This window comes from Pseudobacteroides cellulosolvens ATCC 35603 = DSM 2933 (genome assembly GCF_001262605.1).
Taxonomy (GTDB): Bacteria; Bacillota; Clostridia; order Acetivibrionales; family DSM-2933; genus Pseudobacteroides; species Pseudobacteroides cellulosolvens.
Genome location: NZ_LGTC01000001.1, coordinates 2,540,351 through 2,554,953 on the forward strand (window position 1 = coordinate 2,540,351; position 14,603 = coordinate 2,554,953).

Consider the following 14,603-nt stretch of genomic DNA (forward strand, 5'->3'; position numbering starts at 1 on the left):
AAGCATTTACCATTTTATTGGACACCCTGGATCACGGCTAAAAGGGTCCCCCGTCATTGCATAGGAAATACATTTTGCCCCACCGTCGCACAAGAAATAATATGAGCATCTCTCACAGCCGACTGGAGGCTTTCTTTGTTCCCTTAAACCTATCATGGTCCTGTTCTCATTATAAATCTTAAGTAGGGTATTTTCTTTTATATTCCCACATTCTATAGGCAATCTTCTGCATGGCAAAACAGTACCATCTTCCAATAATGTTATGAGGGACTCCCCTGCACTGCATCTGTAGGGTTCATTCCCTGCAGCTAAGAACTGCAAAGACCGCCTCATTTCCACAATTGTGTTTTGTGTCCATGGAAAAGTCTTTTGCCTTCTTATTTTGTCAATCATAACAAAAAACTCCACACCTCTTCAGGGCTTAAAACCTGCTGTTTTAGGGCTTCACCGGCTCCAAAAGGCACAATACGATCTGTCCATACCTTAAACACCTTATGTTTACGGCATAGCTCAACTACTTTAGGAAAGCTTTTATAATTGTCCCTGTGTGCTGTGAATGAAACAAGGGTTTTGATACCAAACTCAGATAAAAGCTTAAGAGCATTTAATACCCTCTTCAGGTTTCCGCTTCCCCTTATAGCATCATGTGTTTCTTCATCCCCTTCAATGCTCACCTGTAGAAAATCCGGCTGAAGAATTCTTAGCTTTTCAACTACTTCTTTATTAAGAAAAGTTCCATTTGTTAAAATTCCAAAGCTGAATAGTGAAGCATGCTTTTTACATTCACGTAGCAGGTCAAAAAAGTCTTCCCGTAAAAAAGGTTCACCGCCAGTAAAATTAATATGGCCTTTCCTGTTTAATGCAGTCAGCAGCTCCAAATATTGCGTCATAATGCCCAGTAGATTATTAAAGTCCAGCTCCGGATTCTCGTAATTATCTTGATAGCAGTGCTTACATCTTAAATTGCATCTTGAAGTTATATGCCATTGTAAAGTAAGCCTTCTACCATTTGAGCACCTCTCCATCTTATCAAGATCCTCCGCATCCGCCGCAGCCTCCACCGCCACAGCCACTGCCTCCACAACCGCTGCTACTACTGCAGCCACTGTTACTGCTGCAGCCACCGCTGTTATTGTTGTCTCCACTATTAGATGAGGAAATATAACCTGAATCACCAGCATAACTATAAGGACTAATTCCTATAGATCTTGATAAAACACCAAACTCAGGATATACATACATACTTGCAATACCAAACAAAGCTGCACCCATAACAGCATCATTTATACCTGATGGAAAACTGGAATTTCTTGTGCCGTTTCTTACCCATGAATATTCCACATCTTTTGCTCTTAAGTATTCTTTACCTTCCTGTGTTAAATAAAAGGTCTTATTTACAACGAAAAACACTATCGACACAAATATTATTTCCGCAACGAGGAAACCTACCGGTTTATTGTTTATGAGCCCCATAGTCAGCTTCGTTACACCCAATGAAACCAAAAGAATATATGCAATTGACCTGAAAGTTTTTTCTTTACTTAACTGCTCCTTAGACTTCATTAAGCCTAATTCAATAAGCCTTCTTGTAATTTCTTCCCCATGTAATTTAAGCTCTTCGCTTACTTTTTTATCAGTAAGCAAGGAAAAGAATGATTTAGGAGTATTAAAATGTTCTACAACACCTTTTTCAATCCGATCTAGTGTATCCACGGGCTTGGAAGTTTTCTGGAAAGTCATGCTTTTGTCAGCTGAATCCATTTCCAGATATTTATCGGCATAGAGTTTGAATACAATGGTTTGTGCCAAAGTATGAATAGAGCTTTTTGATTTAAGTATGGATACAGAATAACTGTCTAAGTTTGTATTCGATGCCAGTCTCCTGGTGTTGCTCATGCTGATATTAAGGATTTTAAATAAAAAGATTATAGCTACTGAATATAACATATATATAACTAGAAAATCCGGGCCTTTTATATTTCTGATGAATTCAAGCATAATTTTTTCCTCCAAAACTAATAGTTAATATAATTCTACCATTATTGATGCAAACTGTTAATATGGTATTTATATATAGTAGACCTATAATACACACAAATATTAAAATTGATGATATAATATTCTAAAAAAGATAAGGAATATAATTTTTATGAAACAATTTAAACTATCAGTTTTAGGAGCCATTGAGGACGATATAAAGGACGGGCTGCTGCACACACTAGTTGAAGGCTTTATAGTAACATTGATCATTTTAAATACAATTGCTGTTATTTTGGAATTGCTAATTGGTTCATCCATATATTTTGATATATTTGAAACCAGTTCAATAATTATATTCACCATTGAATATATCCTTAGAATTTGGACTTCTGATATAATATATCCTTCAAAAAATAAATTCATATCAATTATGAGGTTTATTTTATCTCCCATGGGGTTAGTTGACTTATTTTCCATTCTTCCCTTTTATGCCTCTAGAATTTTCTTTGGAGTAGACGCAAGAATTATAAGAGTCCTTAGACTCATGAGACTTTTAAGGCTGTTAAAGCTTACCAGACACCTTGAATCTATTAAGTTGTTAAAGACAGTCATCCAGAAAAAAAAGTATGAGCTATTTGTTACTGTTTTCATTGTTTTTCTGTTTCTTATAATATCATCAACATTAATGTATGAAATTGAACATGATGCTCAACCAGATAAATTTCCTAATGTATTGTCAGCTTTCTGGTGGTCAATTGCCACCCTGACAACAATAGGATATGGTGATGTATACCCCGTAACCAGTATGGGTAGGTTAATAAGTGCGATTATTTCATTAGTCGGCATTGGCTTTATAGCACTTCCGACAGGTATAATAAGTTCAGGATTTATTGACGAGTTCAGGAATACAGGCAAAGATGAAAAAGAAAAAGATGAAAAAGAAAAATATTCATACTGCCCTCACTGCGGAAAAAAACTAAATCACTAAATGTGATGTCAAGCCCAAACCTATTTTTTTAAAAATAATGCCTCTTTATAAATATTAAGGATTTAAAATTTCTAATTTCTTTAGTATAATATATATATAAATATTAAAATCAATAAGTCTTATCATTTGTCTATCGCAAAATACGTTTTAAGATCAATTGCCCTCTTCATTTGTATCAGAACACCATAAACTTTTTAGATCCTGCTCAGCCAAATGGAGGTTGAAGTTGATTTTGACCAAGTTGAAGCTTTCGTTATTTTCTCTGCCAAATGTTAGGGACCAATGATTTTAATATATAACAACTATACTAAAATTATTAGGAGGTAATTTATGAAGAAAATAATATTAGGTATGGTTTTAGGTTTTATTTTAGGCAGCACTTCCTTAATGCTGGTGGCAGCAGGTGTTATTACTGTAAAAGACAACGTATTTCCCATAATAATGAACGGCGAAAAAGTCAAGCTTGCTGCAAAAAACCTTAATGGCAGTACATATCTGAATCTAAGAGATGCCTCAGCATTATTCAATGCAGAAATCAAGTTTGAAAACAAAACAATTTATATTGAAAGTGCTAATACTGGTGGATCATTAGAAGAAGGGGGCTTAAGAGTATATTACATTAATAAGACAAAATATGTACTTTACTCAGACATAGAAAGGCATTTTGCAGTTGCAGGTATAAATGCCAGTGTTGATGAAGCCAGCGGTTCAGTTACACTTACTAAAAACGGTGTAAATGCATCCACTAAATATTTGGCGTATCTGGGTAAAAAATACATACCCTTTGATTTCTATGAAAAAAGCATTCAGCCATTACTAAAATAATCACCCAATTTCGGCTTAATATCAACTTCATTTGTTACATCTAATTAAAATTGTTAGTCTTATACATGGCAAAGCAAATAACGAAAGCTTCGATCAAGTATTTTGCATAAGACAAATGTAAAAGATTAATTGATTTTAATCAGGCCTATGGCATTCAAATAATTTCCATATACCAAATTTAAAAACAAAATCAGACCATAATTTTTCACACATAAAGAATTATAAATCGCACGTATTTTCTTTTATATTATGTCATACACTTATTACATATTAGTATGATGAATATATAAGTATGCGTGCGTTTTATATATGTTTATAAAGTTATGACTATACTCATTAAGAGTAGTTAAATACATCTTCCATAGCCTTCATTTTTTTGCCTCTTGGAGTATATGCCGGAATTCCAACCGGTATTATGCTGATAAATCTTTCCTCATTTGAAACTCCTAAAATTTTGTTTATCTCATCTCCACAAATAGCAGGCTCATTCATCCAACAAGCACCATAGCCTTTTTCATGTACTGCAAGAAGCAAATTCTGCACTGCAGCCCCAATAGACAACAAATCATAATTAGCAAAAAGCTTCATTATTCCGTCATCGTCGTATCCATTTTCCTTAAGTGCCGAAATAAATATCGGATCATAGTATTGGGCTTTAGTCATAAATACTGCAAAAACTAACGGTGCTTTTGTAAAAAAGCTTACCATTTTCTTCTTTGAGGCTAAGTAATCATCTGGCAAATCATTACCTTTAATCTTAAGAATACTTTCCACTTTTCTAGTTACAGCTTCTTCAATTCTCTTTAATATATTTACGTCCTGTATAGCTACAAATCTCCAGCATTGGCTGTTACAACCGCTTGGAGCACTGACGGCGGCATTTATAAAGTATTGAATATCTTCTTTTGGAATATCTTTATCCATAAACTTTCTTATACTTCTTCTAGATGCTGCAAGGCTTAAAAAATCTTCCATTATTTCTGATCTCCCGTTTATTAATATAGTGAATTTTTAATGTTTATCACTTTAATTCTGATAATAATTCAAATAATACTTGTTCCCTACTAGAATCGATGTCAAAAGTAATATCTAATTTAATAGTCCAATTATACCATTATTTTCTACTTTAGCAACCAGTTCATCAGAACTTTTAAATGTAAAGTCACTCAAATAAACCTTTGATTCATCTATAATCCATTCATTTTCCTTAAAGTACATTTTCGAAGGTTTAAACTTTCAATTGCAATAGCGTTAAATCTGCATTTGTAAAATAATCCGAGATATACTGATCATTTTGTATACTTATAGCCATGTCATGAGTATTATCTGCTCCATAAGCTGTTAGCCCTGCAAGGAACACAAAGTTAATAAATAATTAAACCAGTACAATAATTTTTTCATTTGTCTTCTCCCCCTAAAAAATATTATAAAATTGCTTTTTCCGGCAATAACTAAGAATTATATAAGCATCTGAATATAAACAATGTCTATTTTATTAAATCTACCAACAAAAAACAGCGAAAAAACTTTAATTAATAAGTTCGTTCGCTGTTTATATCTTTTATTCTTTTAATTTTTAATCATATTATTTTAATTTTCCTTAACCAAGGATAGCTTTCAAATCTTCTTCCGGTGTACTGATTGGCTTTAAACCAAACTTTTCAACAAGAACACCCAGCACATTTGAAGATAAGAATGCAGGTAGTGAAGGCCCTATATAAATATTCTTTATTCCTAATGCCAGCAATGTGAGCAATATACATACAGCCTTCTGCTCATACCATGAAAGCACTAGTGTAAGAGGAAGTTCATTGACTGAGCAATTGAAAGCACCTGCCAAAGCCACTGCTACCTGAATAGCCGAGTATGCATCATTACACTGTCCCATATCCATAATTCTTGGCAAACCGCCGATCTCACCTATGTCAAGATCATTGAATCTGAACTTACCGCATGCAAGAGTAAGTATTACAGTCTCCTTTGGAGCCTGCTGAACAAAATCAGTATAATAGTTTCTTCCAGGTTTTGCACCGTCACATCCGCCCACAAGGAAGAAATGTTTAATTGCTCCAGCTTTTACTGCATCTATAACTTTATCTGCAACACCTAGCACAGTGTTCCTTGCAAATCCTGTCATCAAGGTTGAACCGCCGTTTATTCCAGTAAAATGCTTATCTTCACTCCATCCGCCAAGTTCAAGGGCCTTATTTATAACCGGAGTAAAGTCCTTAACGCCGTTTGCACCATCAGGAATATGTGTAAGTGCAGGAAATGCTACTACTGAAGTGGTATAAACTCTGTCGGAATAGCTGGCTCTTGGTGTCATAAGACAGTTTGTTGTAAATAATATTGGTGCCGGTATTCCGTCAAACTCTTTCTGCTGGTTCTGCCATGCTGTACCAAAGTTTCCTTTTAAATGAGAGTATTTTTTAAGCTCCGGATAACCGTGGGCAGGAAGCATTTCACCATGGGTGTAAATGTTAATTCCCTTTCCTTCAGTCTGCTCTAAAAGGTGTTTGAGATCCAAAAGATCATGGCCTGATACCACTATAAAGGGACCTTTTTCTACATTGGTTGTTACCTTCGCAGGTACCGGGTGGCCATATGCAGATGTATTGGCATCATCTAAAAGTGCCATACACTTTAAGTTGATATTACCAAATTCCATCAAGAGCCCTAACCATTCATCTACAGTATGATCCTCTCCTAATGCTTTCAAACCTTTATAAAACCATTCTGTAACATCCTTGTCTTCTTTACCTAGCACATAAGCATGCCATGCGTATGCAGCCATACCACGCATACCTAGTAGCAATGTTGATCGTAATGATACTATATCAGTATCTCCAGCCCATAATGAAGCTGCATCATAATCCTGTCCATCCCCGTGTTTAGCCTTTTCTTTCCATATCAATTCCTTTGTTTCATCAACCCTATCACCATCAAAACTAACATTTGTTACAGTAGTAAAAAGTCCTTGCATAACAAGCTCATCAGCTTCTTTTCCACCTGATTTCCCATTGGTTGCTCTGGCAAGGCCTATTAATGCACCAGTAAGCTCATCCTGTTTATTGGCTACCTCCGGTTTCTTGCCGCATACACCTACATTTGTACAACCTTTACCTCCTGCAGTCTGTTCGCATTGAAAACAAAACATGTTTGACATAAATAACTTCCTCCCTTTTTAATAAATCACTTAACTTATTTATAATAACTTGCCAATGTTAAGATATATACCTACTTAATCATCTATTACAACACCATCGGTTGTAATTGTATGAACGCTCCATGGAAGCATTTTGCCGCTTTCCATGAGGGCTTTCTTTACTGCTGCTACTATACCGCCGCAGCAAGGCACTTCCATTCTTAATACAGTTACACTTTTTATTTCATTTCTTTTAATGATTTCTCCCAATTTTTCAGCATAATCAATATCGTCAAGTTTCGGGCAACCAATTATAGTAATTTTATTCTTCATAAATTCCTGATGTACATTTGCATAAGCATAAGCCGTACAGTCAGCTGCCACAAGAAGATGGGCATTATTAAAGTATGGTGCATTCACAGGAACCAGCTTTATTTGACAAGGCCACTGCCTGAGCTGGGACTCAATAGGTCCTTCCACTGTTTGTTTCATAGGCTGTTCCTTCTTTTCTATGGTTTTTGCACGCATTCCGGGACATCCGAAGGCTACAGGTTTTACTTCCTCTTTCTTATGTTCCCCATTTTTTTCTTCCATTCGGGATTTTACCAATTCCTCATCAAATTCAGCTGCTTCCCTTTCAATTATTTCCATGGCTCCTGTAGGGCACTCCGGAAGACACGCTCCCAAACCATCACAATATGAATCAGTTATAAGCTTGGCTTTACCATTAACCAGTTGAAGTGCTCCCTCGTGACAAGCATTTATACAAAGACCGCAACCGTTGCATTTATCTTCATCTATAGAAATTATTTTTCTTTTCATAATTAATTTGCTCCTTTCGATTTATATCAGAGGATCCTGTGTTGTGTTTACAAACTGATTATAATATAATGGTAAATAATAATCGGTATCTTCAGATACCAAAATGCAATAAATAATAAAAGTATAAATATATCTTTTAGGAAGAATGTGATTATAATTATGGAAAAGTACTTAACCTCCTTAAAGAAAGCTCCTCTTTTTAATAGCATAGATGAAAATGAGTTACTTACAATGCTTAAATGCATAAACCCTAAGATTGTCAGCTATAAAAAAAATGACTATATAGCTTTAGCCGGTGAGAAATTCAATAGTTTAGGAATTATTGCCGAAGGTGAAGCCTCAATTAGTATGGAAAACGCTGCTGGAAATCGTATAATGATGGCCATTTTAAAAGCCGGAGACATGTTCGGAGAAATGCTTGTTTTCTCAAAACTCTCAGCATGGCCTGCAAATGTTCAGGCACAAGAGCCCTGCACAGTGTTTTTTCTTCAAAGAGAAAAAATTATTGGGGAATGTGAAAAGATGTGCTCCTGGCACAGGACTCTTATACAGAATATGCTTGTTATAATATCCGAGAGAGCTTTAATGCTTAATAAAAAACTAGAGTACCTTTCTATTAAAAGCATCAGGGGTAAGCTAAGTAAATTTTTACTTGAAGAAAGTAAAAAAGCAGGCAATACTACCTTTATGCTACCTATGAACCGAAACGAACTTTCAGATTTTTTAAATGTTTCCCGGCCCTCTATGTCAAGAGAAATGTGCCTTATGAGGGATGAGGAAATTATAGATTTTCATTTGTCATCAATAAAAATATTAAATGTTGATGCACTTAAAAGTTTTCTTTAAAGAGTTTATTTATAAGTCTTTAAATTTTACCATCGCCCCTATGTCGCCATATGTCTATTGACATGGTATAAAAATAAATGTACAATTAACCTAAAGTTAACGTTAATCTTGCTAAATCGTAAGAATCTTTATAAGAAAGCGGTATACTAATGGAGAGAAGCATAACGATGAAAGACATCGCCGTTAAACTTGGGATAAGCACGGTAACTGTATCAAAAGCTTTAAATGATAAAGACGGCGTGAGTATTGAACTAAAAAACAAAATTAAGAAGTTAGCTGATGAAATGGGCTACCGTTACAATATGTTGGCTAAGTCCATGCGGGATGGTTGTTCTTATAACATGGGGGTTATTGTTGCAGAACACTTTATGGGAGACCAATCCTTTTACTTGAATTTCTTTAAACACATATCCGTTCAACTTGAAAAACACAGTTATTGCGGCATATTGCAGATATTAAGCCAGCAGGATGAAGAGAACCTGTTTCTTCCGAAACTATATTATGAAAGAAAAGTTGACGGACTCATTATATTAGGTCAGGTCAGCAAACCTTATATCGAGGCATTGCAAAACATTGATATTCCCATAGTATTTCTTGACTTTTATGATGAAAATTCAAAAATCGATTCAATTGCTGTAGATAATTTTTATGGTGCCTATGAATTGACAAATTACCTTATTAAGAACGGCCATAAAAATATAGGCTTCATAGGTAATATCTATGCTACCAGCAGTATTCAGGACCGCTTCTTAGGCTATTACAAATCACTTTTGGAGCATAGATTTAAACTTAACGATAAATATGTTATTAGTGATCGCGATGAACACGGCAGATATATCGAGATCAAGCTTCCTCAGGATATGCCTACCGCATATGTGTGTAACTGTGATGAAGTAGCCCGGAATGTTATAAATAAACTTAAAGAAATGGGTAAGTCCGTTCCGGATGATATTTCTGTTGTCGGTTTTGATAACGACATGTTCTCAACTATTTCCGAGCCGCAGCTTACCACTGTAGAAGTTGATGTTGAAGAAATGTCAAAAACAGCTATAAAATTTATACTTGGAAAGATATCCAACGAAAGCAGGAAATATGGTAGAATCATGGTTAAGGGACGTATTGTCTATAGACATTCGGTCAAGAATATAATTTCTGAATGAACAAAATCGCTTGCGATTTTGCAAGCTTAATTGTTGTCGTGAGAAATTAAGGTATAGCATAAACCCCAATTTCCCAAACATTAAAACTAATTAAAAATTATATGTTACAAGTAAAAATCGCTGAAATCAGTATGTATATGCTGGTTACAGCGATTTTTTATTTATTTTAGTCCTTACTAAGGAATGGATTAAATAAAAGGAAATTATCGTGTATATTAACACAAATAATAATTTTTCCAATATATTGACATGGAAAATTTTAAGTTATATAATTTCATTAAACTAATCGTTAACCTAATAAATAAATCACAAATAAGGGGGAGCAAAATGAATAAGAAAAAGATTTTATCATTAACCTTAGGAGCATTTATTCTAGCTTCTGGTATTTCAGGATGCGGAAAAGACGAGAACGCGTCCCAAACTCCGTCGGAAGTTCCTCAAACCTCAGGTGATGCGGTTCTACCTTCAAGTGAGGTTAAAGGAGAAATCACATTCGTCAACCATAGAACAGATATGATGAATGGTAAATGGGATGAATACGCCAAGAAATTTAATGAGAAGTACCCCAATGTTAAGGTTAAGTTTGAAGCAATGGCCGACTACGAAGGCGAAATTGCAATCCGTATGAATTCAAGCAACTATGGTGATGTGCTGATGATGCCTGCTAAAATGAAAGATTCCGATCTTCCCAGTTTCTTCATTCCTTTAGGTAAAAAGAATGAGCTTGAAAAGAAATACAACTTTGTTCAGGACAGATATGTTGGTGAAGATACTTATGGTATACCTACTGCCGGAAGCTGCAGCGGTATTGTTTATAACAAGAAGGTTTTCGAGCAGGCAGGAATAGCAAGCCTTCCAAAATCACCGGAAGAATTTATTGAAGACCTTAAACTGATTAAGGAGAAAACCTCTGCAATACCTTTATATACAAACTATAAGGACAGCTGGGCACTCAATCAATGGGAAAGCTACAGAGTTAACACATCAGGAGATCCAAATTTCGTAAACCAGGTTCTTCCTCATACCGACAAACCATTCACAATGGGCTCTCCACATTACATATTATATAAACTTTTATATGATGTTGTAAAAGAAAAACTCGTAGAAAAAGACCCTATGACTACAGACTGGGAAAGTTCAAAACAAATGCTTCCAGACGGTAAAATCGCTACAATGCCTCTTGGAATATGGGCTGTAGGTCAGATGAAAGCCAAAGCAAAAAATCCTGAGGATGTATGCTACATGCCGTTTCCATATCAAAAAGACGGTAGAATGTATTCTTCAGCTGCAGGAGACTATAAAATCTGTGTTAATAAAAATTCTAAAAACATTGAAGCAGCTAAGGCTTGGCTATGGTGGTTTGTAAACGAATCAAACTTTGCATATAACGAATCAATGATTCCTCCTTTAAAAGATGCAGAGTACCCTGATACATTAAAAGAATTCCAAATGATGAATGTAGAAATGGTTGTTGATAATGGTCCAAAAGATGGAGAAAACGGATGGCTTGATGCTATTGATAAAGAAAGTGAAGTTGGTCTGTGGGCTGAGAACTTTAAAAAAGACATAGTTGAGACAGCATTAGGCAACAAAAAGAACAGAACTTACGATGACATTATGGAAGAATTAAACAAAAAATGGTCCGATACTCGTAAAAAACTCATCCAGGATGGTAAAATAAAAGCATAATCAATTGCTGTTAGACTTAATAATAATTGGGGATGTAACCTTCCCCAATTATTATATTTGTAAGTCCATCTATTATGTCACTACATCATCAGTCTTCTTGTTTATACATACCGCTGCCAAGCAGCAAAGCTTCGCTGGTCAACGCGGCGGGCTTTCAAGGAAAAATTCCTAAAAAAGTTTGTTTAAAAACAAACTTTTTTGGAGGAATTATATACGGAGGTGAATCTATGTTTTCCCGGCTAAGTTATAAAACCCAAAGAAATATAATCATTCTTACATTTCTTGCAATCCCCTTAGCGTTATTGGCAATTTTCTCATATTACCCTGCTTTAAATCTGTTTTATTTGAGTTTTCATAAATGGGATGGTATTTCAAAAATCAAGGAATTTGTGGGATTTGAAAACTTCATCACACTCTTTACAAAACCTGAATACTTTATAGTATTTAAAACAAGCCTTTATTATCTGATAGGCTCCTTTATACAGTTAACCCTGGCCCTGTATTTTGCAACACTTTTAAACTCTAAAATAAAAGGAAGAAATATTTTTAAGGGAATTATCTTTTTCCCCTACCTTTTAAACGGTGTTGCAATAGGATTTATATTTCTGTTTTTTTTCAGGCCTGATGGAACCCTCGACAGCATATTGAATTTATTAGGACTTGGGAGCCTTGCAAATTTATGGTTAGGCAATCCTAAGATAATTAACTTTTCATTGGTAGGTGCTTCAATATGGAGATATATGGGGTACATGTTCATCCTTTTTCTTGGTGCAATGCAATCTATTCCACAAGATCTTTATGAGGCCTCAGAGCTTGACGGAGCAAACAAATGGCAGCAATTTCGCTATATCATATTTCCGTCCATAAAGAAAATAATTGAACTAAATTCAATCCTGGCCATAAGCGGAGCAATCGCAGTATTTGAAATGCCATATATTATGACAGGAGGTTCTAACGGTAGCGAAACATTTGTTATAAAAACCGTTGAAACAGCATTTAAATGGATGAAATATGGAATGGCATCTGCAATGGGTATAGTATTACTTGCAATAGTTATCATCATAACTATGATACAGAAAAAGATCTTCGCAGAAAGGATGGAAAATGAATGCTCATAACAAAAATAAAATCATTAATACCGGGCAAAGAAACATATATTTCTCCCAAGGCATCAAAAAAGTCCCGGGAAATATTTGACTCAACGAGAATAATTTCATTTATAATAAGCGTAATAAAGTATCTCTCTTTGATAATAGCTTCATTAGCTGCAATAATCCCCATATTAACGGTATTCTTTGCATCCTTTAAGACCGAAGAAGAATATGCAGCTACCGACCCTCTTAAATTTCCGAAAAACTGGCTTAATTTTGAAAACTTCAAGCAAGCATTTACAGATGGCAACATGAATACCGGCTTTATCAATACAATAATAATACTTGTTTTCGTACTTGCAGGAACTATTATTTTCGGCACTATGGTAGCTTATGTTTTAGATCGCTTTAATTTTAAGGGACGCAAACTTATATTGTCCGCATTCCTGATTGCAACCTTAATTCCTTCAGTAACAACCCAGGTAGCTACATTTAAAGTCATAAATGGATTAGGGCTTTTTAACAGTCGTCTTGCTCCAATAATTCTTGGTGTTGGGACCGACATAATGGCAATTTATATCTTCATACAGTTTATTTCCAGTATTCCAGTATCATTAGATGAGTCGGCCATGCTCGACGGTGCATCCTATTTCACCATTTACCGAAAAATTATATTCCCCCTTTTAAAGCCAGCTATCGCAACTGTTGTTATACTTAAAGGAATTGCCGTATATAACGATTTTTATACCCCATTTTTATATACTCCTGCGGCAGAACTCCAAACGGTTTCAACATCCCTTTTTAAATTTAAGGGGCCTTTTAGTGCACACTGGCAGGTTATCTGTGCTGGAATTGTGATCGCAATTATACCTACGCTAATAGCGTTTTTATTCTTGCAGAAGTACTTCTACAATGGATTTACAGGCGGCTCCGTCAAGTCTTAAGGCGTGATTTATATATTACTTCCCGTTTTGAGCGTGTGTTAATCTTTTCTCATTTTTGAAAAATGTAAATTAAAGTGCTACATTCCTAATGTAGAAATGCAGCACTTTAATTTTTCTATGTGTGGCAATAATATTCTATTAATTTATTTACCACCGGATATCAATGCCTGAACCTCATCAATCTTTGGCATTGAAGGGATTGCACCTTTTTTAGTAGTACTCAAAGAAGCTACAGCATTCGAAAACACCAACATATTGTGTAGTGCTTCCGCATTAAGGTTTTGGAGTTGTCCATCATGCTCATTAAGCAGTGAATAAAGAAAACCTCCTAAGAAAGCATCGCCTGCTCCTGTTGTATCTACCGTCTTACATCTGGTAAAGGTATCCACCTGCCCTGTCTCATCCTTAAGCCTATAGAAACATCCGTTACTGCCTCTTGTTACCAATATGACATCTATCCCGTATTCCTTGTATAACTCAAGGCTTCCATTGTGTAAATCTCCCATGCCTGTGATAAATTCCAGCTCTTCTTCAGATATCTTAAGTAACCTGCAAAATTCGAGGCCAAAGCCTATTTCCTGCAATGCGTGTTCCATGCTCTTCCATAGTGCGGGGCGCAAATTTGGGTCATAAGATATAATTACGCCCTTTTCTCTGGCATATTCCAGTGCCGCAATTGTAGCACTTCTGGCCGGTTCATCAGTCAATGAAAGTGATCCGAAGTGAAATACCTTTGAATTTTCAATAAGCTCATAACTAAGCTCATTTTTATCGAGGGTTGTATCTGCTCCAGGATTCCTGTAAAAGCTGAATGACCTGTCCCCAGCTTCATTTAGCTGAACAAATGCAAGGGTGGTATTGGCGTCACCTGAGAACATGAGCCCCGAAACATCAATACCATATCCTTTTAATGTTTCTGCCAGATAATCTCCAAACATATCCTTTCCAACCTTGCCAATAAAAGCGGTCTTTCCTCCAAGCCTTGAAATGCAGGCTAATACATTAGCAGGTGCACCGCCGGGATTTCTCTCAAAGCAGATATTGCCCTGCTCCGACAACCCTGCCGGTGTAAAATCAATTAATAGTTCACCTAACGCAGTTACATCAAACATG

General features: G+C 35.6%; 14 protein-coding genes. 7 read left to right on the plus strand and 7 right to left on the minus strand.

All coding sequences use genetic code 11. The annotated features are described in order from the left end of the window. Positions 1-6: 6 nt before the first annotated feature. From Bccel_RS10125 to Bccel_RS10135, 3 genes are read right to left on the minus strand one after another with little or no spacing between them, the layout of a single operon-like run. Positions 7-393 (minus strand): SPASM domain-containing protein, encoded by a 387-nt coding sequence (locus tag Bccel_RS10125; RefSeq protein WP_050753344.1) that lies wholly within the window; start codon positions 391-393, stop codon positions 7-9. Beyond that, positions 390-1,067, minus strand: a complete 678-nt coding sequence (locus Bccel_RS10130) for a radical SAM protein (RefSeq protein ID WP_160317710.1) — start codon at positions 1,065-1,067, stop codon at positions 390-392. The genes Bccel_RS10125 and Bccel_RS10130 overlap by 4 nt, the downstream gene beginning before the upstream one ends. After that, complete coding sequence (locus tag Bccel_RS10135; protein ID WP_036947114.1) at positions 1,030-1,998, minus strand: TIGR04222 domain-containing membrane protein; 969 nt, start codon at positions 1,996-1,998, stop codon at positions 1,030-1,032. The genes Bccel_RS10130 and Bccel_RS10135 overlap by 38 nt, the downstream gene beginning before the upstream one ends. A gap of 151 nt (positions 1,999-2,149) precedes the next feature. Here Bccel_RS10135 and Bccel_RS10140 point away from each other — a divergent pair, with 151 nt between their 5' ends. Together Bccel_RS10140 and Bccel_RS10145 are read left to right on the plus strand one after the other, a co-directional pair. Further along, positions 2,150-2,968, plus strand: a complete 819-nt coding sequence (locus tag Bccel_RS10140; protein ID WP_081927396.1) for an ion transporter — start codon at positions 2,150-2,152, stop codon at positions 2,966-2,968. Between the two features lie 330 nt (positions 2,969-3,298). Then, positions 3,299-3,793: a hypothetical protein gene (locus tag Bccel_RS10145; protein ID WP_036947117.1), complete on the plus strand. Its 495-nt coding sequence runs from the start codon at positions 3,299-3,301 to the stop codon at positions 3,791-3,793. Between the two features lie 336 nt (positions 3,794-4,129). On the opposite strand, the gene Bccel_RS10150 is transcribed toward Bccel_RS10145, so the two are convergent. The 3 genes from Bccel_RS10150 to Bccel_RS10160 all read right to left on the minus strand — a co-directional run bounded on the left by Bccel_RS10150 (position 4,130) and on the right by Bccel_RS10160 (position 7,760). Then, positions 4,130-4,768 carry a nitroreductase family protein gene (locus Bccel_RS10150; protein WP_036947121.1) on the minus strand — a complete coding sequence of 213 codons (639 nt, stop codon included), beginning with the start codon at positions 4,766-4,768 and terminating at the stop codon, positions 4,130-4,132. A 625-nt stretch (positions 4,769-5,393) separates the two neighbouring features. Next, a complete protein-coding gene (hcp, locus tag Bccel_RS10155) occupies positions 5,394-6,959 on the minus strand; it encodes a hydroxylamine reductase (RefSeq protein WP_036947124.1) in 1,566 nt (521 codons plus the stop codon). 75 nt (positions 6,960-7,034) lie between these two features. After that, positions 7,035-7,760 carry an ATP-binding protein gene (locus Bccel_RS10160; RefSeq protein WP_036947127.1) on the minus strand — a complete coding sequence of 242 codons (726 nt, stop codon included), beginning with the start codon at positions 7,758-7,760 and terminating at the stop codon, positions 7,035-7,037. Between the two features lie 156 nt (positions 7,761-7,916). On the opposite strand from Bccel_RS10160, the gene Bccel_RS10165 reads away from it, so the two are divergent. The 5 genes from Bccel_RS10165 to Bccel_RS10185 all read left to right on the plus strand — a co-directional run bounded on the left by Bccel_RS10165 (position 7,917) and on the right by Bccel_RS10185 (position 13,490). After that, positions 7,917-8,606 carry a Crp/Fnr family transcriptional regulator gene (locus Bccel_RS10165; RefSeq protein ID WP_036947259.1) on the plus strand — a complete coding sequence of 230 codons (690 nt, stop codon included), beginning with the start codon at positions 7,917-7,919 and terminating at the stop codon, positions 8,604-8,606. 149 nt (positions 8,607-8,755) lie between these two features. After that, a complete protein-coding gene (locus tag Bccel_RS10170) occupies positions 8,756-9,766 on the plus strand; it encodes a LacI family DNA-binding transcriptional regulator (RefSeq protein WP_036947130.1) in 1,011 nt (336 codons plus the stop codon). Positions 9,767-10,093: 327 nt separating this feature from the next. Then, on the plus strand, positions 10,094-11,455 hold the full coding sequence (locus Bccel_RS10175) for an ABC transporter substrate-binding protein (protein WP_036947133.1): 1,362 nt from the start codon (positions 10,094-10,096) through the stop codon (positions 11,453-11,455). A gap of 227 nt (positions 11,456-11,682) precedes the next feature. Beyond that, positions 11,683-12,573 (plus strand): carbohydrate ABC transporter permease, encoded by an 891-nt coding sequence (locus Bccel_RS10180; protein ID WP_036947136.1) that lies wholly within the window; start codon positions 11,683-11,685, stop codon positions 12,571-12,573. Further along, complete coding sequence (locus Bccel_RS10185; RefSeq protein ID WP_081927398.1) at positions 12,564-13,490, plus strand: carbohydrate ABC transporter permease; 927 nt, start codon at positions 12,564-12,566, stop codon at positions 13,488-13,490. The genes Bccel_RS10180 and Bccel_RS10185 overlap by 10 nt, the downstream gene beginning before the upstream one ends. 143 nt (positions 13,491-13,633) lie before the next feature. On the opposite strand, the gene Bccel_RS10190 is transcribed toward Bccel_RS10185, so the two are convergent. Next, positions 13,634-14,602, minus strand: a complete 969-nt coding sequence (locus Bccel_RS10190; RefSeq protein WP_036947139.1) for a PfkB family carbohydrate kinase — start codon at positions 14,600-14,602, stop codon at positions 13,634-13,636. Position 14,603 lies beyond the last annotated feature (1 nt).